General features: G+C 66.6%; 18 protein-coding genes. 8 read left to right on the top strand and 10 right to left on the bottom strand.

What is annotated here, in order from left to right; genetic code table 11:
• Window positions 1-262 precede the first annotated feature (262 nt).
• Window positions 263-1,006, top strand: a complete 744-nt coding sequence (locus GAA2_RS22425; protein ID WP_024499088.1) for a response regulator — start codon at window positions 263-265, stop codon at window positions 1,004-1,006.
• Here the strand turns inward: GAA2_RS22425 and GAA2_RS22420 are convergent.
• The 5 genes from GAA2_RS22420 to GAA2_RS22400 are packed head-to-tail and all read right to left on the bottom strand — an operon-like array spanning window position 951 to window position 6,607.
• Complete coding sequence (locus tag GAA2_RS22420) at window positions 951-1,823, bottom strand: hypothetical protein (RefSeq protein WP_024499089.1); 873 nt, start codon at window positions 1,821-1,823, stop codon at window positions 951-953. The two genes, GAA2_RS22425 and GAA2_RS22420, sit on opposite strands and share 56 nt — an antisense overlap.
• Entirely contained in the window at window positions 1,820-2,950 is a 1,131-nt protein-coding gene (locus tag GAA2_RS22415) for a cysteine protease StiP family protein (RefSeq protein ID WP_024499090.1), read from the bottom strand. The genes GAA2_RS22420 and GAA2_RS22415 overlap by 4 nt, the downstream gene beginning before the upstream one ends.
• Window positions 2,947-4,251, bottom strand: a complete 1,305-nt coding sequence (locus tag GAA2_RS22410; protein ID WP_024499091.1) for a phosphoribosyltransferase family protein — start codon at window positions 4,249-4,251, stop codon at window positions 2,947-2,949. Before GAA2_RS22410 ends, GAA2_RS22415 begins: the two co-directional genes overlap by 4 nt.
• Window positions 4,248-5,498: an HpcH/HpaI aldolase/citrate lyase family protein gene (locus GAA2_RS22405; protein ID WP_024499092.1), complete on the bottom strand. Its 1,251-nt coding sequence runs from the start codon at window positions 5,496-5,498 to the stop codon at window positions 4,248-4,250. Before GAA2_RS22405 ends, GAA2_RS22410 begins: the two co-directional genes overlap by 4 nt.
• Entirely contained in the window at window positions 5,495-6,607 is a 1,113-nt protein-coding gene (locus GAA2_RS22400; protein ID WP_024499093.1) for a hypothetical protein, read from the bottom strand. Before GAA2_RS22400 ends, GAA2_RS22405 begins: the two co-directional genes overlap by 4 nt.
• A gap of 268 nt (window positions 6,608-6,875) precedes the next feature.
• On the opposite strand from GAA2_RS22400, the gene GAA2_RS22395 reads away from it, so the two are divergent.
• Genes GAA2_RS22395 through GAA2_RS22385 form a run of 3 tightly spaced genes read left to right on the top strand, consistent with a single transcriptional unit; the run spans window position 6,876 to window position 8,994 of the window.
• Complete coding sequence (locus GAA2_RS22395; protein ID WP_006438591.1) at window positions 6,876-7,496, top strand: AIM24 family protein; 621 nt, start codon at window positions 6,876-6,878, stop codon at window positions 7,494-7,496.
• A gap of 14 nt (window positions 7,497-7,510) precedes the next feature.
• Window positions 7,511-8,233 (top strand): AIM24 family protein, encoded by a 723-nt coding sequence (locus GAA2_RS22390; protein WP_024499094.1) that lies wholly within the window; start codon window positions 7,511-7,513, stop codon window positions 8,231-8,233.
• Complete coding sequence (locus GAA2_RS22385) at window positions 8,230-8,994, top strand: AIM24 family protein (protein ID WP_024499095.1); 765 nt, start codon at window positions 8,230-8,232, stop codon at window positions 8,992-8,994. The genes GAA2_RS22390 and GAA2_RS22385 overlap by 4 nt, the downstream gene beginning before the upstream one ends.
• A gap of 260 nt (window positions 8,995-9,254) precedes the next feature.
• Here GAA2_RS22385 and GAA2_RS22380 read toward each other — a convergent pair whose 3' ends face one another.
• The gene (locus GAA2_RS22380; RefSeq protein WP_024499096.1) at window positions 9,255-10,403 is read right to left on the bottom strand and encodes a DUF475 domain-containing protein; all 1,149 of its coding nucleotides are present in this window, start codon (window positions 10,401-10,403) and stop codon (window positions 9,255-9,257) included.
• Between the two features lie 144 nt (window positions 10,404-10,547).
• Window positions 10,548-11,123 carry a TerD family protein gene (locus tag GAA2_RS22375; protein WP_024499097.1) on the bottom strand — a complete coding sequence of 192 codons (576 nt, stop codon included), beginning with the start codon at window positions 11,121-11,123 and terminating at the stop codon, window positions 10,548-10,550.
• A gap of 337 nt (window positions 11,124-11,460) precedes the next feature.
• On the opposite strand from GAA2_RS22375, the gene GAA2_RS22370 reads away from it, so the two are divergent.
• Window positions 11,461-13,470 carry an aconitate hydratase gene (locus GAA2_RS22370; RefSeq protein ID WP_024499098.1) on the top strand — a complete coding sequence of 670 codons (2,010 nt, stop codon included), beginning with the start codon at window positions 11,461-11,463 and terminating at the stop codon, window positions 13,468-13,470.
• A gap of 3 nt (window positions 13,471-13,473) precedes the next feature.
• Here GAA2_RS22370 and GAA2_RS22365 read toward each other — a convergent pair whose 3' ends face one another.
• The 3 genes from GAA2_RS22365 to GAA2_RS22355 all read right to left on the bottom strand — a co-directional run bounded on the left by GAA2_RS22365 (window position 13,474) and on the right by GAA2_RS22355 (window position 15,971).
• A complete protein-coding gene (locus tag GAA2_RS22365; protein WP_024499099.1) occupies window positions 13,474-13,899 on the bottom strand; it encodes a hypothetical protein in 426 nt (141 codons plus the stop codon).
• 188 nt (window positions 13,900-14,087) lie between these two features.
• A complete protein-coding gene (locus tag GAA2_RS22360) occupies window positions 14,088-15,179 on the bottom strand; it encodes an inositol-3-phosphate synthase (protein WP_006438598.1) in 1,092 nt (363 codons plus the stop codon).
• Between the two features lie 57 nt (window positions 15,180-15,236).
• Window positions 15,237-15,971 carry a PadR family transcriptional regulator gene (locus GAA2_RS22355; protein ID WP_006438599.1) on the bottom strand — a complete coding sequence of 245 codons (735 nt, stop codon included), beginning with the start codon at window positions 15,969-15,971 and terminating at the stop codon, window positions 15,237-15,239.
• 219 nt (window positions 15,972-16,190) lie between these two features.
• On the opposite strand from GAA2_RS22355, the gene GAA2_RS22350 reads away from it, so the two are divergent.
• From GAA2_RS22350 to GAA2_RS22340, 3 genes are all read left to right on the top strand, one after another.
• Window positions 16,191-16,583, top strand: a complete 393-nt coding sequence (locus GAA2_RS22350) for a DUF5318 family protein (RefSeq protein WP_006438600.1) — start codon at window positions 16,191-16,193, stop codon at window positions 16,581-16,583.
• A 127-nt stretch (window positions 16,584-16,710) separates the two neighbouring features.
• Complete coding sequence (locus GAA2_RS22345; RefSeq protein WP_024499100.1) at window positions 16,711-19,053, top strand: transglycosylase domain-containing protein; 2,343 nt, start codon at window positions 16,711-16,713, stop codon at window positions 19,051-19,053.
• Complete coding sequence (locus tag GAA2_RS22340) at window positions 19,013-20,674, top strand: glycosyltransferase family 87 protein (protein WP_035760574.1); 1,662 nt, start codon at window positions 19,013-19,015, stop codon at window positions 20,672-20,674. The genes GAA2_RS22345 and GAA2_RS22340 overlap by 41 nt, the downstream gene beginning before the upstream one ends.
• The last annotated feature ends 23 nt before the right edge of the window (window positions 20,675-20,697 follow it).

Raw genomic sequence — 20,697 nt, 5'->3', positions numbered from 1 at the left:
CTTCTGTCGACAGAATCACTACCGGCTCCCGACATCGCCGAGGTCGACGGACCGGCGTCCCCGGAAGCCGTGATCGACCTTGCTTGCGATCGGTTGGGCGAAGAGATGAACTGCTCTCAACGTCTACTTTTCTAGAGTCACGAACTTGCACCGCTAAGTCACTGCCTGGGTGGCCTGATTGACAACGATTCGGGCCATAATGCGCTCGAATGAGTCCAATTAATGCGTGATCGCGCATGCGTCACAGGTATCGGGCAAAATTATGCACGTGCCGAACCGTTTGCGTGTGCTGGTCGCGTCACCGCTTGGTCACGTGGTGGCCGGGCCTCTGCAGAGTTTCCTCGAGCAGGCTGTCGTCACCGTGGCCACCACCGAGGACGAGTTCACCCGCTCTGTTGCCGGCCATGTCCGCTTCGACGTCGTGGTCGCCGATCTCATCTGGAACCGTCCGGATCTGGAATGGCGTTTCGACGGTCTCGACGCCATCGATGCCCTGGACAAACACGCGCGGCAGGCACCGGTCATCCTCGCGACCCATGGGCACGGACTCGAAGACGACCACGTCGACGAGGCCCGGTTGCGGAACGAGGTTGCCGCTGTCATCGAGAAGTCCGAGGGTTTCGCGACGCTGATGAGCGCCGTGCGCGCGGTCGCGGTGGGTCAGGGAGTGGCCGAGCAGCCGGGACCTCCGCGTCGAACCCCGCTGTATGAGTTGTTCGCCGGGCAGCGCGGTCACACCGCGGGCCGGCTGGCAGGCGCGATCGCCTCGGGTAACGCGTCCGATGGCGCGAGCCTGGCACGCGCGGCCAAGGTCTCACCCAACACCGCGAACAAGGTGACGAGCCACTACCTCGGCCCGATCATCGAGGAGCGGGGTGAGCAGCCGGTATCGTCTCCCCTGACGCAAGCCGCGGTGTACCGCTGGTGCGGCCTTCATGCGCGATATCTGATCAGCTGGTGCCGACGGCACGGGCATTCGGACGTCCTGGGTCCGATGCCGTCCTGACCGAACACCGGTCGAGGAACCATTCGAGGATCTCGACGCCGGCGAGGGCTCCCGTCCCCGTGGTGACGGTGAGCCCCGGTGCCGACCAGCCGAGCAACTCGAGTTCGCCGTGGCGGGGTCGGATCGCGTGGTCGGCGGCCGACAGGAGATCGGTGTCCAGCCATCCGTCGCCGGCGGCGCACAGCTCGGCGTCGGTCGTGATCGTCCCGTCGTCGACGAGCCGGCGACGGACCTCGGCGATCGCCGCGGACTTGGTGACCGACCCGGGAGTCGCGTAGATCTTGCGGCCCTGCTGCGAGGCGGTCCACCCGCGCGCCGCGCACCAGTCCTGCCAGGCCGGCAAGAACTCATCTGGCTGGCCCGCCGGGTCGACGACGAGGTAGCAGAACAGGTCGTCGGCGATCCGCAGCGACCGCACCCAGGACTCGTCGATGCGGCTGCGGAGTTCGGTGAGCACCTCGTCGAGCCCCGCGCCGGATTCGGACACCGCACGTTCGACCGCACGGCGCCAGTCCGGGTCGTCCGCTCCGTCGACCAGGATGCGCCCACCATTGCTCGCCACGGCGTATCGGAACGGATTGCCGGGCAGTGCGATTCGCTCGTACTGGGCCGGCGTCCGAGTCGTGGTCGGGATCACCGGTACCTCGGCGGCGAGGCGCGCGAGAAGTTCGACGGCGGTGGTCGTCATGTACGACAGGGGGGCGTCGCGGTAGATCTCGACGCAGACGGCGTCGACCGTGGCGAACTGTGCCTCGCCCATGGCGGCCTGCGAATAGATCATCGTCCGGTCGAGGTCGGTGGCGACCAGCACGTTCACGCGTCCTCCTTGATCAGCCCGACACACGAGTAGGCGAGATCGGGTGAGACCTCCACCGGCACTCCGCGTTCGGCGGCCAGTAGCCGGATGTGGCGGTGTTCGGGCAGGTCGTCGTCGCGGACCAGGACGCGCCACGGCACCCGCCGCAGCAGCACGCGTGTCGTCTCACCGACGCCGGGCTTGACCAGGTTGATCGACGACAGTCCGTAGTCGAGCTGGATCCGTTCGACGGAGCGCCAGCCCGACCACGTCGGTGTCCGCTCCTGCGGTGTCATGGCGGCCAGGGTGGCGCCGACCCGTTCGGTGACAGCGGGGAACTCGGCGCTCACCGCGTCGAGCAGTTCGCCGGAGACGTCGAACTCCGCCAGATTCCGGTAGAACTTGGCGCCGTGGAACTCTCCCGGACCGATGTGGTCGGCGTTGAGGACCGTGCGCGACACGAGACCCGACACGGTCGAATTCAGACATGCCGAGGCGATGAGGAAATCATCCCGGGTGCCGTACAGCGTGGTGCAGGAGCCGGGGTCGGCGAGCACGGCCAGCTCGTCGTGCAGGTGCGGACGGCCGGGAAGCTGCGCGTATTCGGACAGGGCCGCGGTGAGTTCGCGCTGGATCGCGCCCTTCCCGGTCCACCCGTCGACGAAGACGACCGACTCGGCCGGGTGGCGCCGCGCGATGTGATCCAGTGCGACCGTGTCGATCCCGCGGTCGCGCACGATCGAGATGGTGTAGTGCTGCGGCTCGATCCCGTGGGCCGTCTGCATCCATCGGCGGATCAGGATGCCGACGGGCGTGCCGGCGCGCGCGAGCGACACCAGCGTCGGAGACGAATGGCGTTCGGCGAGAATCAGTTCGGCAACCACACCGACAGCTTCGGCGAGTCGTTGCGCAGATGACCGCAAGGTCGACCGGAAGAGATCCTGGTACTCGCGACCGGGCTGGTACTCGATCGGCAGGGACTCGGCGTAATGCGCCTTACCCGACTGGATACGACGCTCCCGCTCGTGCAGGTCACCTTCGAGCGCGACATCGGAGAGATCCTTGAGCAACCACGTCACCTCGTCCGGCGCGTAGGAACCGAAGTGCGGACCGCGCAAGGGGGGAGTCGACGTCACAGGTTCGGTCATCGGCGCGCCTCCTCCCGTGATGCCCCGAGCTGTGCCTGCCCGGTCGCCGGGAGCACCGCCAGCGTCACCGGATGGCCGGCGGCGGTGAGGACGTCGAGCAGGCCACCCGGGGCGCGGAGCTCGGGAGTGTCGGCCGGGGTGTCGACCACGACCACGACCTGGGGATCGGCAAATGCGTTCGACGAGACGTTGTAGACGTAGCGCGGCGTGTCCGGATCGGATTCTGGTGCGACGAAACGGAATCCGCGACGCAGCGGGTAACCGGACACGTCATGGACCTGTGCGGGCGACCGCGTGGTGGTCTGATAGCCGGTCACGAAGCCGCGCAGCTCGAGGCACTCGGCGATGCACAGCGGTGCGTACATCAGCTCCTCATGACCGATCACGACGACGGGCCGTTGTGGGTCGAGGTGGTGTGCGATCCTCTCCGCGGCCGCCTCGGTCGCCTGATGGAACGGCTCCGAATCCGATCGCTCGAAACCGTGACGGCCACCGTCCGGTGTTCCCGCCGGCCATTCGAGCGTGAGCGTGGCGGCGTCGGCGCGTTCCGGTGCCACGGGATTCAGATCGTCCGAGGTCAGCTCCCACACGTCGTCGAGCAGCGTGGGCGGTAACGTGACCGAGCCGTGCGCCAGGGCGACGTAGGAGACCTCCACGCCGAGATCCGCAGCGGCCTTGGCGCATTCGGCGCGCTGATCGGGTGTGCGCATGTCCACGAGCGAGGCCACGACGAACCGCGTGCGTGGACGGGTTGCGACGATCGTCTCGATCGCGACCAGGGCCGTGGTGCCGGTGGAGATCTCGTCGTCGACGAGGATGAGTGTCTCCTCGGGCGTCGCAGCGTCGAGAAATGCCGGATCGCTCGGCTGCAGCAGGTGGGTGGTGGCGTGCGAATGCCCTTCCTCGAAGGTCCCCGACACGACCACACCGGGAAGATGCCGGCGCGTCGAATGTAGGTAGCGAGACGCGGAGATCCGCTGGGCGACACAGTGCCCCAGTCCCGTGGCGGTCTCGGCGAAGCCGAAGACCACGGAATCCCGTGCGGCATCGGCGCCGATCTGGCCGGTGATCGCCGCACCGAGGGCGTCGGCCGCGCCGCGCACGACACCGGGGGGTGTGGGGATGTGCTTGCCGAGCACGGTCGAGACCAGCAGATGTGCGCGCCTGCGGTTGTGGCGCAGACCGAGGACGACCAGGTCGCGCAGTTCGTGTCCCGCACACCCGGTGCCGTCGGACGCCACCTGGACGCCGAAACGGGTGGTGACCCAATCGGGTTCACGGTCGATCCGGTGGCTGCTCACTGCGTCGCCGTTCGTCGGCCGGCCGGTCCCGGGTCGGCGAGCGCGGTGAGTAGATCGACGAAGCTCACACCCTGGTGGGTCACGCCGAACGCGGCCGCCCGGTCGATCACGCGCAGAGCCCAATTCCGGTGGGGCTTCAGTTCGTTCATCTTGTTCCGATAGGAGGACGCCCGCACACCGCCGGTATCACCGGCGAGGATGTCGAGGGCGTCGTGGTACTCCTCGTGGGTCACCGCGGACAGGGCGTGCACGGCGGCGACGTGGGCGGGATGGATCACCGTCTTGCCGTGGAGCCCGTTGGCGCGGTCGAGCGTGATCTCGCGCAGCAGTCCGTCCATGTCCCGACTGACCAGTTGTTGCCGGAAGTACACCGCGTCACTCTCGCGAAAAGGTGTGTGGCGCAACGTCGGCTGGAACATGCGTTCGTGGTCGGCGAAGTACTCCCACACCGGTCCGGTCACGATGAAACCGGATTCGTCGCTGCGGCCGAGGTGGTTGACGATGCCGGCGATCACGTCGGCGGCGACCCGGACGTCGTAGATCGTGAGGTCACGGTCGCGCCGGATGCCGAAATAGCCGCAGATGTCGGTGGCACCGATGCGGACGGCGAGCACGTTGGCGCGGTGTTCGCTCAGGTTGGCGGTCAGGGCGGTCAACTCGTCGTCGCGCGTCTCGCGGTGCACGACCGCCGCGGACTCGAGGACAGGCATCACCCACAGGTGCCGGCCCAGGAGTTCGCTCGCCCGGGCAACCTCACCCAGCGCCTCATCGGCGTTGGCCGAGTTGAACTTCGGGATCACGAAGCCGGTCAGCGCCGGAGGAGTGTTCGGGGCCGACGGAGTGTCGAGCGCGGCAGCGATCCGCGGGATGCGGTCGGCCGACCGCGGACGGACGAACAGGAGCATCGGATCGCCGGGCTTTTCGGCGATGTCGCGGAGAGCGGCGACCGTGTGCTCGATGGCGTCGTCTTCTTCGTGGTCGGCGATCGCGTCCTCGAGGTCGATGACCATCGAGATCACGCCCTCCGCCCGCCGCTTGCGGATCACGTCGGCGAGATCCGGGCGGGTGGCGGGCACGTAGAGCGTGGCGCCGAGAGCGATCGCCAGTCGCTGTGCGGGCCAGGTGTCATCGATCGGCTCCGGTTGCCGGAAGAAGAGCTGTTCGCGCAGCGCGAAGCCCAGATGATCGAAGTGCCGGATCGTTCCGGGCTCGAGCCCGGTGTCGTCGTGGCGTGCCGTGGTGGTCATCGCGCGGCCACCTGTCCTCTCATCCGGGAAACTATCTCGCTGATCCGGTCGTCCACAGCCCGCAACTGGGTCAGATATCCCCAATAGTCAGGGTGGACGCGATCGAGCTCCCCCCTCGCACGCTCGATCCGGTCGGCCTGAGCATCGAGTACCGAGCCCCATTCGTCAACCAGAGAGTGATTCACCGCGAAGAGCTGAGCGTCGCGGAGTCGGAATCGGACGCGCCGCTCGGCTCCCTGCGGATCGGCACGCACTTCGCGCAGCAGACGCAGCCGATCCAGGACGGCGTCCACGGCGGCCTCGGCGACGGACAGGTCGTCTCGGGCGGCATCGGCCTGATCGATTGCCTGGTCGGGCGCGTCGGCCAGCATCGTGCGCGCCGCCGAGATCGCCGTATCCGCATGGGCCAGACGCTCGTCGACGACGACCTCGGTGCGCTGCAGGTCGGTCGAACAGTCCGCGCTGAATTCGCGGCGCAAGGCAGACAGGGTGTCGGGAACCTGCGCTCTGCGGGTGGCGATGGCGCTGCGACGGGTTTCCACCGATCGGATGACCTGGCGCGCGCGGTCGGCGAACGCGGGCGCCTCGCGGAGAAGGTTCTCCAGCCGCTGTGCCGATGTGATGATCGTCGCAGCGGCTGACTGGCGTTCACGCAGGCCCGAAGCCTGCTCGAAAACTCTCAAGGCACGGTCGAGTTCGTCGGTGGCCTTGGTGACCGACTGCAGCCGGCCGACCGCGGGACCGGCGTTCTCGAGAGCCGTCATCGCCCGGTGCGAGGCGACGCGTGCCCCATGGTCCTGGGCTTCTGCTGCCTGCATGGTGGCCCGGGCTCGCTGCAGTGCACCTGAGTTCGCCTCCGCGAAGCCGCGCATCGTCGCCGTGACCGTGCGAAGCGCCTCGGTGGTCCGCTCGAGGTCCTGGCGGGCCACGCGTGTGCCCGCGGGCGGGGAGACCAACCGGAGGTAGTCGGCGGTCACCTGAGCGTGCCGTTCGCGGAGCGCAGACCATTCGCCGCGCAGCTGTGAACGCGGGTCGGTGGCGGCCACCACACCGACGGCCGGATCGATCTCGGCGAGGACGGTTTCGGACTCGAGGAAGGCCGCTGTCATTTGTTCCGATGATGCAGGTGAGGCGGAATTCGTGCGTGAATCGTTGCCGAACCAACGACGTACGAAGTTTCCGGGCACCACACGATGCTATCGGCTATTTTCAACTCGGTATGTGGCCGGAGCGACCGACCCGCGACGGAGTCGAATCGGCCGCCTCGCGGCGCCGGATGTCGATCGCGGGCCGGTGCCGGGAAGCGGAGATGGCGTCGGGGAACACACGAGGGCGGTCGAGCGGCGACCTCCCGGCGGCTCGAGAGAGGCACGTCGAATGCAGTTGGTACAACGCTCCAAACGCGTGGTCGAGGCCAGGCTGAACAACACCGCGGTCCGCGCGATCAGCGGATCGATGGTGGCTTATGAGGGCCAGGTCGCGTTCAAATCGGCCGGCTTCGGTGGTGGCGACGGCGTCCTGGCCGGCCTCAAACAGCGGGCTACCGGTGAAGCCCTGTCCCTCATGGAGGCCTCGGGAAACGGCATCGTCTACTTCGCCCACAACGCGGCCGAGACGACGATCATCGAACTCAACAACGAGACACTGCAGGTCGAGTCCCAGCAGCTCATGGTGCTGAACGGGAACCTGCAGACCAACGTGGCGTTCGCAGGTGTGCGCGGCGCCTCGTCGGGCCAGGGACTGTTCACGACGACGGTCAGTGGGTACGGCCAGATAGCTCTGCTGTCCAATGGTGGTCCGCTGATCCATCTGGAGGTGTCGCCGCAGTATCCGCTGGTCGTCGATCCGGATGCATTCGTCTGTGCGCGTGGGCAATTGAACCAGTCGTTCGTCACCGACGTCTCGTGGCGCTCCGTCATGGGGCAGGGAGGCGGCGAAGCCTTCTCCCTACGGTGGGACGGCAGCGGCGTCGTATCGATCCAGCCGGCCGAGCGGTGAGGGTGAAGTAGCGAATGTTCACCAAGGTCAACAGCAAGATCGTCTCCGTCGACATCGGTCGAAGCGGGCCCGTCGTCGCCCGAAAGGGCGCGATGATCTTGTACAAGGGCAACGTCTTCTTCCAGCCGCATCAGATCGCGGGCGCCGGAATGGGCGGCGGCATGCCGGGATTGGGTGCGATGGGCGGCATGGCCGGCCGCATGCTCGCCGGCGAGCACGAGTCGACGATGATCGCGCAGGGGCAGGGCGAGGTGCACTACGGATTCCTCGGCATCGAGGTGCACGTCGTCGATCTGGGCGCGGTCGGCGGAACCATCCGCGTCGAGGCCTCCCGACTGCTCGCCTACGGCGCGAACCTGCAGGTGTCGGTGGTCTCGGTGGCCTCCCAGGGCGGGAGTGGCGGAGGCGGGGGAGGAGGTGGTGGCCTCTTCGGTGCCCTGCGATCCGCGGCGGCCGGCGCCGTCACCGGTCAGGGCATGTTCACGACGCAGCTCTCCGGCCCGGGGTCCGCGGTGATCCTCGGCCACGGCGGGGTCTTCGAACTCGAGGTGACGCCGAACAAGCCGCCGGTGACCGTCGACCCGCAGGCCTTCGTCGGCTCCACGGGACAGGTCAACACCAACCTCCGCTCGACCGTCAGCTGGCGCAACGTCGGCCGTACCGGTGGCGAGGCAATGCAATTGGAGTGTTCCGGACAGGGCATCGTCTACGTGCAGGCATCGGAGGAGAAGCTGTGAGCCAACTCAACACCGTGTGGAGTCCGATGAACCTGCCATCGGACGACAACGTTCCGGACAACAACTATTCGTTCTGCATCGACCTGAACCAGCCCTGGTTCATGTCCAAGGGCGCGATGATCGCCTACTACGGTCAGATGCAGTTCACCTCCCTCCAGCAGGGCCTGCAGGGCCAGCTGCTGCAGATGGTGGCGCAACAGTTCTCGGCGCCGCTCTACCTCGGGGACTATGTGGTGGCAGAGGGCCAGGGCAAGCTGATCATCGGCGACCGCGGGTACGACATCAACGCCTACGACCTCGAAGACGGCAATCTCACGATCCGTGCCTCGAATCTGCTGGCCTTCCAGCCGAATCTGTCACTGAACCAGTCGATCGTGCCCGGCTTCCTCACCCTGATCGGCACCGGTAAGTTCCTCGCATCGTCGAACGGGCCGGTGATGTTCGTGGAACCGCCGGTGCGCGTCGACCCGGAAGCGCTTGTCGGATGGTCGGATTGCCCGTCACCGAGCCACCACTACGACCAGGCGTGGGTCAACAGCTTCATCGCGGCCGCCGGACAGCGGTTCGGCATCAACTCCGGCGAAGAGCGGCAGTTCGACTTCACCGGTGCCGGAACGGTTCTGGTGCAGTCCAGCGAGAAGGTGCGCGACGATTCGTCGGTCCTGCGCACCATCCAGGGCCAGCTTCCCGGCCTCTCGGTGCCGGGCCTGCAGCAGATCAACCAGCAGATCAGTCAGCAGCTCACGCAGCATCAGGGCTGAGACAGACGGATACGACAACTGCGCCGCAGATCCGAATGGATCTGCGGCGCAGTTGTTTGTGCGGTGCCTGCCTCTGGTCCCTGAGGTGCGAGGAGCGGGCGGCGCGTCGCTGCTCCCTGAGGTGCGAGAGCGGGCGGCTCGTCTCTGCTCCCTGAGGTGCGAGGAGCGGGCGGCTCGTCGCTGCTCCCTGAGGTGCGAGGAGCGGGCGGCTCGTCTCTGCTCCCTGAGGTGCGAGGAGCGAAGCGACGAGCCTCGAAGGGCTACACCTCGACCTTCTCCTCCTCGCCTCTCGCCGCGAGGCGATTTCGGCGAATGATGCTGGAGACCAGCGCTGCGATGATCAGCGCGACACCGATCAGGCCGGTGATGATCTCCGGCACGTGGGTGCCGATCGAGTACAGCAGGATGAACGCCAGTGCGCCGATGGCCCAGTGCGCGCCGTGCTCGAGGTAGACGTACTCGGAGAGCGTGCCCTTGCGGACCAGGTACACGGTGAGCGAACGGACGAACATCGCGCCGATGAGGCCGAGGCCCAGGGCGATGATGATCGGGTCGGCGGTGATGGCGAACGCGCCGATGACGCCGTCGAAGGAGAACGACGCGTCGAGCACCTCGAGGTAGAGGAACAGGAAGAAGCCGGCCTTGCCGGTCGCCTTGGCCAGGTCGCTGGGACCCGATCGGCCATTGGACTTCTCGGCGGTCGACTCCGATCCGGCTGCCTTGTCGTGCTCTTCCTCTTCTTCCTCGACCTCGACGTTGAAGTACTCGCCGAGACCGTTGACCAGGATGTAGGTGATCATGCCGAGTGCGCCGGCGATCATCACCGTCGATCGTTCGTCTGCCGGGGCGATGTACGTGGCGGTGAGCACGAGGAGAGTGATCGCGATGACGACCTCGAGCATCTCCAGCTTGCCGATCTTCTCGAGCGGCCGTTCGATCCACGTCAGCCAGGTGAGTTCCTTCTGCTCGAAGACGAAGCCCAGGAACAGCATCAGCAGGAACATGCCGCCGAACGCCGCGATCTGCGGGTGGGCGTCGGTGATGATCGTCTCGTAGCTCGGGTCACCGTTGGCGAAGTATGCCGCGTCGTTCGGTGGCGGGTTGAGTGCGAGGTCGAGCGCTTCGACCGGGTTCAGACCCGATGCGAGCCACACGATGACCAGCGGGAACACCAGGCGCATACCGAAGACGGCGATCAGGATGCCGACGGTGAGGAAGATCTTCTGCCAGAACTCGCTCATCCGGCGGAGGATCGTGGCGTTGATGACTGCGTTGTCGAAAGAGAGCGAGATCTCGAAGACGCCCAGGATGGCCGTCAGGATCAGCGCTTCGACGCCGCCGTAGAGGAAGGCGATGATCAGTGACACGATCGTCACGACCACCGACAGGCCGAAAATTCTTACTACCACTGGTTGGTGGCCTTTCTGAGGTGTTCAAGGGACCGCTGCCGACGGCGACGTCGGAGGGTGGAGACACGAGGATGCCGCACCCACTCTAGGAGAGGTGCGGCATCCACGGGAATCCGCTGCGGGAACAGCCGGCGAAAACCGGGGTCAGACGTTCACGCCGAAGTCGCGAGCGATGCCCGCGAGCCCCGACGCGTAGCCCTGACCGACCGCGCGGAACTTCCACTCCGCGCCGTTGCGGTACAGCTCACCGAAGACCATCGCGGTCTCGGTGGAGGCGTCCTCGCTGAGGTCGTAACGTGCGATCTCGGTGCCACCGGCCTGGTTGACGACGCGGATGAACGCGTTGCGGACCTGTCCGAACGACTGCGAACGTGCGTCGGCGTCGTAGATCGAGACCGGGAAGACGATGGAGTCGACCTCCGGCGGAACACCGGCGAGGTCGACCTTGATGACCTCGTCGTCGCCTTCGCCCTCGCCGGTCAGGTTGTCACCGGTGTGCTCGATCGAGCCGTCGGGCGAACGCAGGTTGTTGAAGAAGATGAAGTGCTGATCGGACAGCACCTTCTTGTTCGCGCCGAGCGCGATGGCGCTGGCGTCCAGGTCGAAGTCGGTGCCGGTGGTGGTGCGGATGTCCCAGCCGAGGCCGACGGACACTGCGGTCAGTCCCGGGGCCTCCTTGGTCAGCGAGACATTTCCACCCTTGCTCAGGCTCACGCCCATGAGATTGTGCCTTTCTGTTGGTACGTGGTCTGGTGATGTCCGATTCGTCCGGGGTTCAGACTCTCGGAGCAACCGACAACACTCTATGTGAAGGGTGGGGGTCGGTCACTGAGTTGGTTGGATGACCTGCGGATTCCTGGTTCGCGACCCCACCCGCCTCGACACGTTGGGCTGAGCGGGTAGTGCCCCTGGTGTGTGGGGTCCATCACTGCGACCATGGAGACCAGTCCGAGCGTGAGCGCCAGGCGTGTCGCGGTGTCGACATCGGCGGACAGGTTCTGGCGCGGTTCAGTCCCGAGCCGATGTGGCTCGGGCGTGAGTCGATCAGGAGTGTGCGATGCCCGCCCAGAACGTTGCCCGCAAGCTCATCGAAGCCCATCTGGAGGCCGGGGACATGACCCCGGGCGAAGAGATCGCGATCCACATCGACCAGACCCTCACCCAGGACGCCACCGGCACGCTGGTCATGCAGGAGCTGGAATCGTTGGGTCTCGATCGCGCCCGTACCGAGGTCAGCGTCCAGTACGTCGACCACAACCTGCTGCAGACCGACGAGAAGAACGCCGAGGATCACGAATATCTACGCACCGCGTGCGAGCGCTTCGGCCTCTGGTTCTCCAAGCCGGGCAACGGTGTCTCCCATCCCACGCACATGCAACGGTTCGGCGTGCCCGGCAAGACGATGGTCGGGTCCGATTCCCACACACCTGCGGCCGGATCGCTCGGCATGCTCGCGGTCGGCGTCGGAGGTCTGGAGGTTGCCCTCGCCATCACCGGTCGCCCGTTGAACATCCGGATGCCCGAGATCTGGGGTATTCGCCTGGAAGGCGAACTGCCGCAGTGGTGTTCGGCCAAGGATGTGATTCTCGAGATGCTTCGACGGCACGACGTGAAGGGTGCCGTGAACCGGATCATCGAGTATCACGGTCCCGGGCTCGCGAGTCTGACGGCGATGGACCGCCACGTGATCGCGAACATGGGTGCGGAACTGGGTGCCACGACAACGGTGTTCCCCAGCGACGACGCGGTGCGCGAGTTCCTCCGTGCCGAGGGCCGCGAGGACGACTGGATCGAGCTCGTCGCCGACGACGGCGCCGGCTACGACGCCGAGGAGACCATCGATCTCACCGAGATCGTCCCGCTGATCGCAAAACCTTCCTCTCCCGGGGACGTCGTGCCTGTCAGCGAGGTCGCCGGGGAGGAGATCTCGCAGGTGGTGATCGGGTCGAGCGCCAACCCCGGCCTCCGCGACTTCGCGATCGCCGCAGCGATGGTGGAGGGGAGGCAGACGTCGGCCGGCGTCAGCTTCGACATCAACCCGACCTCGCGCGAGATCCTCACCGACCTCACCAAGATGGGCGCCACGACCAGCCTCGTCATCGGTGGCGCCCGCATCCACCAGGCCGGATGTATGGGGTGCATCGGCATGGGACAGGCACCCGCGACCGGGCAGAACTCACTCCGAACGATGCCGCGCAACTTCCCCGGACGGTCGGGGACCAAGGACGACAAGGTGTGGCTGTGCTCGCCGGAGACCGCAGCGGCCTCGGCACTCACCGGTGTGATCACCGACCCCCGCGACTGGGCGGCCGACAACGAGGTCGCGTACCCCGAGCTCGACCTTCCCCGCGAACATTCGGTCAACACCGCGATGTTCGTGCCGCCGCTGCCGCCGGACGAAGCAGCGGAGATCCAGCCGGTGAAGGGCCCCAACATCTCCGACCTGCCGGACCTGGATCCGCTGCCGGATGTCGTCGAGGCCCCGGTGTTGCTGAAGGTCGGCGACAACATCTCCACCGATGACATCTCGCCCGCCGGCGCACGAGCTCTGCCCTACCGGTCGAACATCCCGAAGCTCGCCGAGTTCTGCTTCACGCGGATCGACGACAGTTACACGGAACGTGCACGTTCCGCGGACACCGGCCACATCATCATCGGCGGTGACAACTATGGACAGGGCTCGTCACGCGAACATGCGGCCATCGCGCCGCGCCATCTCGGCCTGCGGGTGGTGATCGCCAAGTCGTTCGCGCGCATCCACTGGCAGAACCTCGCGAACTTCGGTGTGCTGGCAGTGGAATTCGTCGACCCCGCCGACTACGACGCCGTCGAGCAGGGCGATACCCTGCGGCTAGAGAAGCTGCGGGATGCCCTGGGCGACGGGGACGTCCTCACCGTTCGCAACGTGACCCAGGACCGCGAATTCGAAGTCCGGCACCGGCTCTCGAAGCGTCAGGTGTCCGACGTCCTCGCCGGCGGTCTCATCCCACGCCTCGCCGCCGAGGAACACCCGGACGAACATCGGGCCGAGGAGACCGTCTTGCAGGACAGCGGCGAGATCAGCTGAGCGTCAGCGCACGTGCCCGGTCAACTGGTAGGTCTCCGGCGGGCCCGCGATCGACGAGTACAGCGAGACCTGAGTGAACGCGCCATTCTTCGGCGCGAACAGCCAGATGCCGACCGGATACTTCGCGATGCTCCCGGACGCACAGTCCGGCTTGCACAGCTTGCGGTTCTCGGTCCCGAAGCCGGCGGCGAAGCCATCGGTCCACGCGAGCCAGGTGATGTCCGAGACGATGACCCCCACGTCGGCGCAGAAGATCGACGAGAGTGTCCGTGGCTGAACAAGTTTCGCACCGTCACAGCCACCGACGACGGTCACGGCCGGGGTGGGAGACGGTGCGGCAACCGCAGTCCCGGTGCCCGCGACACCGAACAGTCCCAACGTGGCCGCGATCGCCGCGGTCACACACACCCGGATGATTCTCGAACCCATCGTGGTCTCCTCCTCGTAACCTGCCGCGGCAGTAGGCGGTATGAGGAATCATTGTCGACCACAGCACGAGTGACCACGCGTGGATTCACCGAACCCGTGTCGCCGAAAACGACGACGTCCCCGCCGGAACCGTGAGGGTGTGCCTCACGAATCCCGAACGGGGACGGCGACAGTCGTTACGGCGAGGATCAGGCCTCGACGATGAACGCCTCGAGCTGCGCACGCGCGACGTCGTCGGCGAGCTGCTTCGGCGGGGACTTCATCAGGTAGGCCGAGGCCGGGAGGATCGGTCCGCCGATGCCGCGGTCCTTGGCGATCTTGGCGGCGCGCACGGCGTCGATGATGATGCCGGCCGAGTTGGGGGAGTCCCAGACCTCGAGCTTGTACTCGAGGTTCAGCGGCACGTCACCGAAGGCGCGGCCTTCGAGGCGGACGTAGGCCCACTTGCGGTCGTCGAGCCATGCGACGTGGTCCGACGGGCCGATGTGGACGTTCTTGTCCTCGACCTTGCCGGCGAGCGAGCCGGTCAGGTTGGAGGTCACGGCCTGGGTCTTCGAGACCTTCTTGGACTCCAGGCGCTCACGCTCGAGCATGTTCTTGAAGTCCATGTTGCCGCCGACGTTCAGCTGGTAGGTGCGGTCGAGGGTGACGCCGCGATCCTCGAACAGCTTCGCCATCACGCGGTGGGTGATGGTGGCGCCGACCTGGCTCTTGATGTCGTCGCCGACGATCGGGACACCGGCGTCGGTGAACTTCTTGGCCCACTCGGGGTCCGAGGCGATGAAGACCGGGAGTGCGTTGACGAACGCCACATTGGCGTCGATGCAGCACTGTGCGTAGAACTTGTCGGCCTGCTCCGAGCCGACCGGCAGGTAGCTGACGAGGACGTCGACCTCGGCGTCCTTGAGGGCCTGGACGATGTCGACACCCGAACCGTCTGCCTCGGTGATGGTCTCGAGATAGTACTTGCCGAGGCCGTCGAGGGTGTGGCCACGCTGAACGGTGACACCGGTCGGCGGCACGTCGGCGATCTTGATGGTGTTGTTCTCGCTCGCGAAGATCGCGTCGGACAGGTCGAAGCCGACCTTCTTGGCGTCCACGTCGAACGCGGCGACGAACTCGACGTCGCGGACGTGGTACGGGCCGAACTTCACATGCATCAGACCCGGCACGCTGGCGTTCTCGTCGGCGTCCTTGTAGTACTGCACGCCTTGCACCAAGGATGAAGCGCAGTTTCCTACGCCCACAATGGCAACGCGCACCTTATTGGGCTCACCCATGGTCGGGCTCTCCTTCTTGTTGCGGCGTCGCAGACGTTCGCTGCGCCACCGGTGTTTTCACTTGCTCGGGTGCCCGAGCTGTTCGTCCCGGCTCGGCGTCGAGTCCGGTTCTTCGATATTCGCCATCGGTTCGTCCCGGTCCCGGTTGCCCGGCCCCGGATCGACAGGTGACTGTTCGGTTCCGGCGGTGTCCCGAACGGCGTCGTCGGGATCGAATGCGTCGGTGTCGAACGGATTTGGTGGGTCGAACGGACTGGGAGTCCCGTCTTGCTGCTGGGAGCTCTCGGCGGCGATCAGCTCGTTGAGCCAGCGGACCTCCCGTTCACTGGACTCGAGGCTGAGCTGATGCAGCTGACGGGTGTAGCGATCGACCGCCCGGTTGGACCGTCCGACGATCTCCCGCAACCCTTCTCGGCGCTCCTCGACCTGCCGGCGACGTCCCTCGAGGATGCGCATGCGCGCCACCGCGGGAGTCCGGCTGAAGAACGCCAGATGAACACCGAAACCGTCGTCGGTGTAGTTCTGCGGACCGGTGTCGGCCACGAGCTCGGCGAACCGAGCACGACCTGCATCGGTGAGTTGGTACACCCGACGACCACGACGAACCTTCACACCCATGGGCGCGTCGGCTTCGTCGATGAATCCGTCGGCCTGCATCCGGCGCAGGGTCGGATACAGCGAACCGTAGGAGAAAGCACGGAAGGCGCCGAGAAGCCCGGTCAGCCGCTTGCGCAGCTCGTAGCCGTGCATGGGGGATTCGAGGAGCAAGCCGAGAATCGCCAATTCGAGCACTTCGTCACCCCCTCCTTCCTCGATGTGTCGGAGCGTGCTGACAGCGCAACACCTCGCTCCGATGTGTTTGTCAATGTATCGCACCGATATAACTGTGTCCACGATGAGGTCGATCGAGGAAGCTACCCCGCGTGTCGTGGGTTGGCGACCGAACCCGCCCCGTCGGCGGCCGGACCCGTCGCGCCGACGGTGGAGGTGTGACCACGTACGCTTGGAACCGTGCAACGCCAGATCGTCGACTACGCCCTGCAGCGGCGCGCTCGGCTGTCCTCGGTCCACGCGGGCCGGACCGCCGTGGCCGATGTGTGCGATGCGAGTCCATATCTTCTGCGCGCGGCGAAGTTCCACGGTCGGCCCAGTGACACGATGTGCCCGATCTGCCGAAAAGAGCAGGTCACGCTGGTTTCCTGGGTGTTCGGCGAACGCCTTGGCCAAGTGAGTGGCTCAGCGCGGAGCACTGAGGAGATCGCCCGGCTGGCGACCACCGACGAGGAGTTCTCGGTGCATGTCGTCGAGGTGTGCCGGACGTGTAGCTGGAACCATTTGGTGCAGTCCTACGTTGCCGGGCTGCCCCCGCGGACCACGCGTCGCACCCGACGCGTGGCCAAGTAGCGCGCTGGCCTGCGGTTTTTTGCCGAGGCCCCGCACGTGCTGTCAAAGTGGAGTGGCACGAGGCTCGAGAAAGTGACCGAGGTCAGCGGTGTGTGACGCGCCGCACGCCCGGTAGGAAAGGTGGACGATGAGCGAGGCGTACGGTTCTTCGCCCACACCGCGCGGTACCGGAACCCGTCCCGGTCGCAACGGTGGCAGTGGCAACCGGCGAAACAGCAGGCAGGCAGCGGAGGAACGGCACAAGCGGTTCGCGTGGGCGCTCGGCGCAGTGGGCGCCGTCGTCCCGGCCATCGTGCTGGTGCTGATCTTCGCGTTCGCCTTCACCTACTTCACCGCGGAGATCCCGGAACCAGAGGTCAGTCAGAAGGCGACCATCGTCGACACCTCCGGCCGCACCCTCGCCGACATCACCCAGCCCGACGGCAACCGCACGGTGGTGCCGCTCGACGAGATCCCCGACACGATGATCCAGGCGATCGTCGCCGCCGAGGACCGCGAGTTCTGGACGAACAACGGCTTCTCGCCGCGCGGCCTGTCCCGCGCGATGATCGGTCAGATCACCGGCAACCAGTCCGCCGGCGGTGGATCGACGATCACCCAGCAGTACGTCAAGAATGCGATCGTCGGTGACGAACGCAGCTTCGACCGCAAGTTCAAGGAACTCGCGATCGCCGCGAAGATGAACGAACGGCACGGCTGGTCCAAGGAGAAGATCCTCGAGGCCTACCTCAACACCATCTACTTCGGCCGAGGCGCCTACGGCGTCGCCGTCGCCACCCAGAAGTACTTCAACAAGTCGATCACCGACAAGGCGCGGGCCGCGAAGAACCCGTTGACCTTCGAGGAAGCGGCACTGCTGGCCGGGGTCATTCGCGCGCCGTCGTACTACGACCCGGAGAACAACCGGGAGGCGACCGAGGCCCGCTGGCGCTACGTGCTGAGCGGCATGGTCGCCACCGGCGCCATCACCAAGCAGCAGGCCGACAACGCGGTCTTCCCGAAGACCATCAAGCCGCGGGTCAGCGGTACCGACGAGACACCGGGCCCCAATGGCCTGATCAAACGTCGGGTGCTGGAAGAACTCAACAGCGTCGGCATCACCGAGAAGCAGCTGCAGACCGGTGGTCTCAAGATCAGCACCACCATCGATCCACAGGTGCAGAACGGCGTCGTCCAGGCGGCCTGCCGCAAGAACAAGATCTACAAATGCCCGGACGGCCAGCTCAACGGCGAACCCGACGACCTCCTGGCATCGGCGGTGTCCATCGACCCGCAGACCGGCGCCGTCCGCGGTTACTACGGCGGTGACAACGCCGGCGGGTGGGACCTCGCACAGGCGGGCCTGCAGACCGGATCGTCGTTCAAGGTGTTCGCGCTCGTCGCGGCGCTCGAACAGGACATCCCGCTGTCGAAGGTCTACAGCTCCGCACCCTTCGAGGCCAGCGGTGGACTCACGGTCGAGAACTCCGAGGGTCAGAGCTGCGGCTCGTGCAACCTCGCAACAGCGATGAAGATGTCGCTGAACACCGTCTACTACCGACTCATGATGGACCTCAAGCGAGGCGCCGAGGACGTCGCCGACGCAGCGCATCGAGCCGGCGTGGCCGAATCCTTCGGCAACATCGACAAGACCCTCCAGGAGGCGAACGGCTCCCCGGAGGGCGGCGTCGTCCTGGGTCAGTACCAGTCCCGCGTCATCGACATGGCCTCGGCATATGCCACCCTCGCGGCGTCCGGTGTCTACCACGAGCCGTACTTCGTGCAGAAGGTCGTCGACTCCGAGGGACAGGTGCTCTTCGAACGCAAGTCCGAGGGCAAGCGGGTGTTCCCCGCCAAAGTCGCCGACAACGTGACCGCGGCGCTGGAGCCGATCGCGGCATACTCCAACGGCAACTCGCTCTACGACTCGTCGCTCGGCTCGCGTCCGTCGGCCGCCAAGACCGGCACGGTGCAGCTCGGCGACACCGGAAAGAACAAGGATGCGTGGATGGTCGGGTACACCCCGCAGCTGTCCACCGCGGTCTGGGTCGGTACGAACGACGGTACGGCGCTGACCAACTACAGCGGCGCGTCGATCTACGGCAGTGGTCTGCCCGCGCAGATCTGGAAGGCGGCGATGAACGCCGCGCTCGAGGGCAAGGAGATCAAGGAGTTCCCCGAGCCCGAGGCGATCGGCGGCGTGGCCGGCATCCCCTACGAGGCCCCGGCGACCACCTACGCTCCGTCCACACGCTCGCGGGGACCATCCCTACCGACCTTCGACATCCCCGACCAGGGCGGCGACGGCAACCTGACACTCGCACCCGGCGTCACCATCCCACTCCCGGGCGCTCCCCGAGGCGGGGGCGACTCCGGTGGTGGCAACTCGCCCGGCGGTGGGGACTCCGGTGGCGGGAACACGCCGGACGGCGGAGGCAACGTGCCCGGCGGTGCGGACGGCGGAGGAGTCCCTGAACCGCCGGTCGGCTGACCAGGACGTATCGGCTGACTCCGACGATGTAGCCGACCCTGCCTGGGACAGCCCTGCGCCGACGGCGCGAGACGGTCGCGTCGACACCGAACGCGTCCTCCCGACGCGTACCGACAACTCGGTCCGCGAGGCGAGTTCACTCATCGGCGGACCGGCGGGCGCGCATGCAGTCATCGGCCGAAGCCGCCACCTGACCCCGCTACGCGTGCTGTTCGCGCTCGCGTTGTGCGGATTGGCCATCGGCTGGTTCGGCAAGGCGGGCTGCCTGCAACAGGCCCCGGCCGACGGCGGTTCGTCCGGACGCCCCGGCGCCGAGATGCGACTCGACTGGGACGATCAGCGACAGTTCACCAACCTCTGCTACAGCGACGTCATCAGCCTGTACGGCGCGGAACGACTCAACATCGGGGCGCTGCCGTACCGCGACTTCTGGTTCCAGGAGGACTCCCAGGGCCAGACCATCAAGCGGTACATGGAGTATCCCGTGCTCACCGGGATGTTCATGTACGGTGCCGCGCAGTTGACGCGCGGCTGGGTGTGGGCCGAGGAGAACTGGGGTGTCCCCGGCGCGCTGGACGTGGTGCTGTTCTTCACCATCGTCGCGTTGGGCCTGGCACTGTTCTGGCTGGTCACCATCTGGGCGACGGCTCTCACTGCGCGGACCCGGATGTGGACGGTCTGGCTGGCGGCGCTGTCGCCGCTGGTGTTCGTCCACGCCTTCACCAACTTCGACACCATCGCGACCGCGGCCGTCGCGGTCGCGCTGCTCGCGTGGTCGCGGGACCGGCCGTGGATTGCGGGCGTGGCGATCGGCGTCGGCGCCGCGGCGAAACTCTATCCGGCGTTGTTGCTGGTGGTACTGGGAGCGCTGTGTCTGCGGACCGGCCGAGTCCGCGAGTTCGGGGCCGCGGCCGCCGCAGCCCTCGCCGCGTGGCTGCTGGTCAACCTCCCGATCCTGATCCCGTATCCGACCGGGTGGTGGGAGTTCTTCCGGTTCAACGCAGACCGGTCCGCCGACGCCGACACCATCTACCGCATCCTCGCCGACACGCTTGGTTTCACATGGAACATCGACCATCTGAACGCGCTGTCGGTCGGGCTGACGGTCCTCGTCATGGTGGCTGTCGCCTTCATCGGCCTGAGTGCGCCGTTCCGACCCCGTGTCGCGCAGCTGGCGTTCCTCGCGGTCGCCGGCTTCCTGCTCGTCAACAAGGTGTGGAGCCCGCAGTACTCGCTGTGGCTGGTGCCGCTGGCAGTACTCGCGATCCCACACACCAGGCTGCTGCTGACGTGGATGACGATCGACGCGCTGATCTGGATTCCGCGGATGAGCCTCTTCCTGGATGCGGAACGCCGTTGGCTGCCCGACCAGTGGTTCACGGCCGCGGTGGTGCTCCGGGGAGTGATGGTCATCGTGCTGTGTGCGGTCGTGATCTGGCAGATCTGGCATCCGCAGGAGGACCTCGTCCGGCGCGGGAACGACGGTCGCTTGTACGACGATCCGGCCGGTGGTGTGCTCGACGGCGCACCGGACCGGATCCGGTTACGCCTCCCGTCGCGGCTCGTGCGGCGGCGCGCCGAAGTCGAAGTGGCCGAGCCCGTTTCGGCCGGGAGTACGTGAGCTGACCGCGCCGGCCGAGCTGG

It is taken from the genome of Gordonia ajococcus, from assembly GCF_012974285.1.
GTDB classification, from domain to species: Bacteria; Actinomycetota; Actinomycetes; order Mycobacteriales; family Mycobacteriaceae; genus Gordonia; species Gordonia amicalis.
The sequence above is the reverse complement of the archived record's forward strand: the minus strand, read 5'-3'. Positions and strand labels throughout refer to the sequence as shown.

What these genes read in the sequence shown, in the direction of transcription:
- GAA2_RS22425 (WP_024499088.1), top strand. Translation starts at nt 263, where the DNA reads ATGCACGTGCCGAACCGTTTGCGTGTGCTGGTCGCGTCACCGCTTGGT.
- GAA2_RS22415 (WP_024499090.1), bottom strand. Translation starts at nt 2,950, where the DNA reads ATGACCGAACCTGTGACGTCGACTCCCCCCTTGCGCGGTCCGCACTTC.
- GAA2_RS22405 (WP_024499092.1), bottom strand. Translation starts at nt 5,498, where the DNA reads ATGACCACCACGGCACGCCACGACGACACCGGGCTCGAGCCCGGAACG.
- GAA2_RS22400 (WP_024499093.1), bottom strand. Translation starts at nt 6,607, where the DNA reads ATGACAGCGGCCTTCCTCGAGTCCGAAACCGTCCTCGCCGAGATCGAT.
- GAA2_RS22395 (WP_006438591.1), top strand. Translation starts at nt 6,876, where the DNA reads ATGCAGTTGGTACAACGCTCCAAACGCGTGGTCGAGGCCAGGCTGAAC.
- GAA2_RS22390 (WP_024499094.1), top strand. Translation starts at nt 7,511, where the DNA reads ATGTTCACCAAGGTCAACAGCAAGATCGTCTCCGTCGACATCGGTCGA.
- GAA2_RS22375 (WP_024499097.1), bottom strand. Translation starts at nt 11,123, where the DNA reads ATGGGCGTGAGCCTGAGCAAGGGTGGAAATGTCTCGCTGACCAAGGAG.
- GAA2_RS22370 (WP_024499098.1), top strand. Translation starts at nt 11,461, where the DNA reads ATGCCCGCCCAGAACGTTGCCCGCAAGCTCATCGAAGCCCATCTGGAG.
- GAA2_RS22365 (WP_024499099.1), bottom strand. Translation starts at nt 13,899, where the DNA reads ATGGGTTCGAGAATCATCCGGGTGTGTGTGACCGCGGCGATCGCGGCC.
- GAA2_RS22360 (WP_006438598.1), bottom strand. Translation starts at nt 15,179, where the DNA reads ATGGGTGAGCCCAATAAGGTGCGCGTTGCCATTGTGGGCGTAGGAAAC.
- GAA2_RS22345 (WP_024499100.1), top strand. Translation starts at nt 16,711, where the DNA reads ATGAGCGAGGCGTACGGTTCTTCGCCCACACCGCGCGGTACCGGAACC.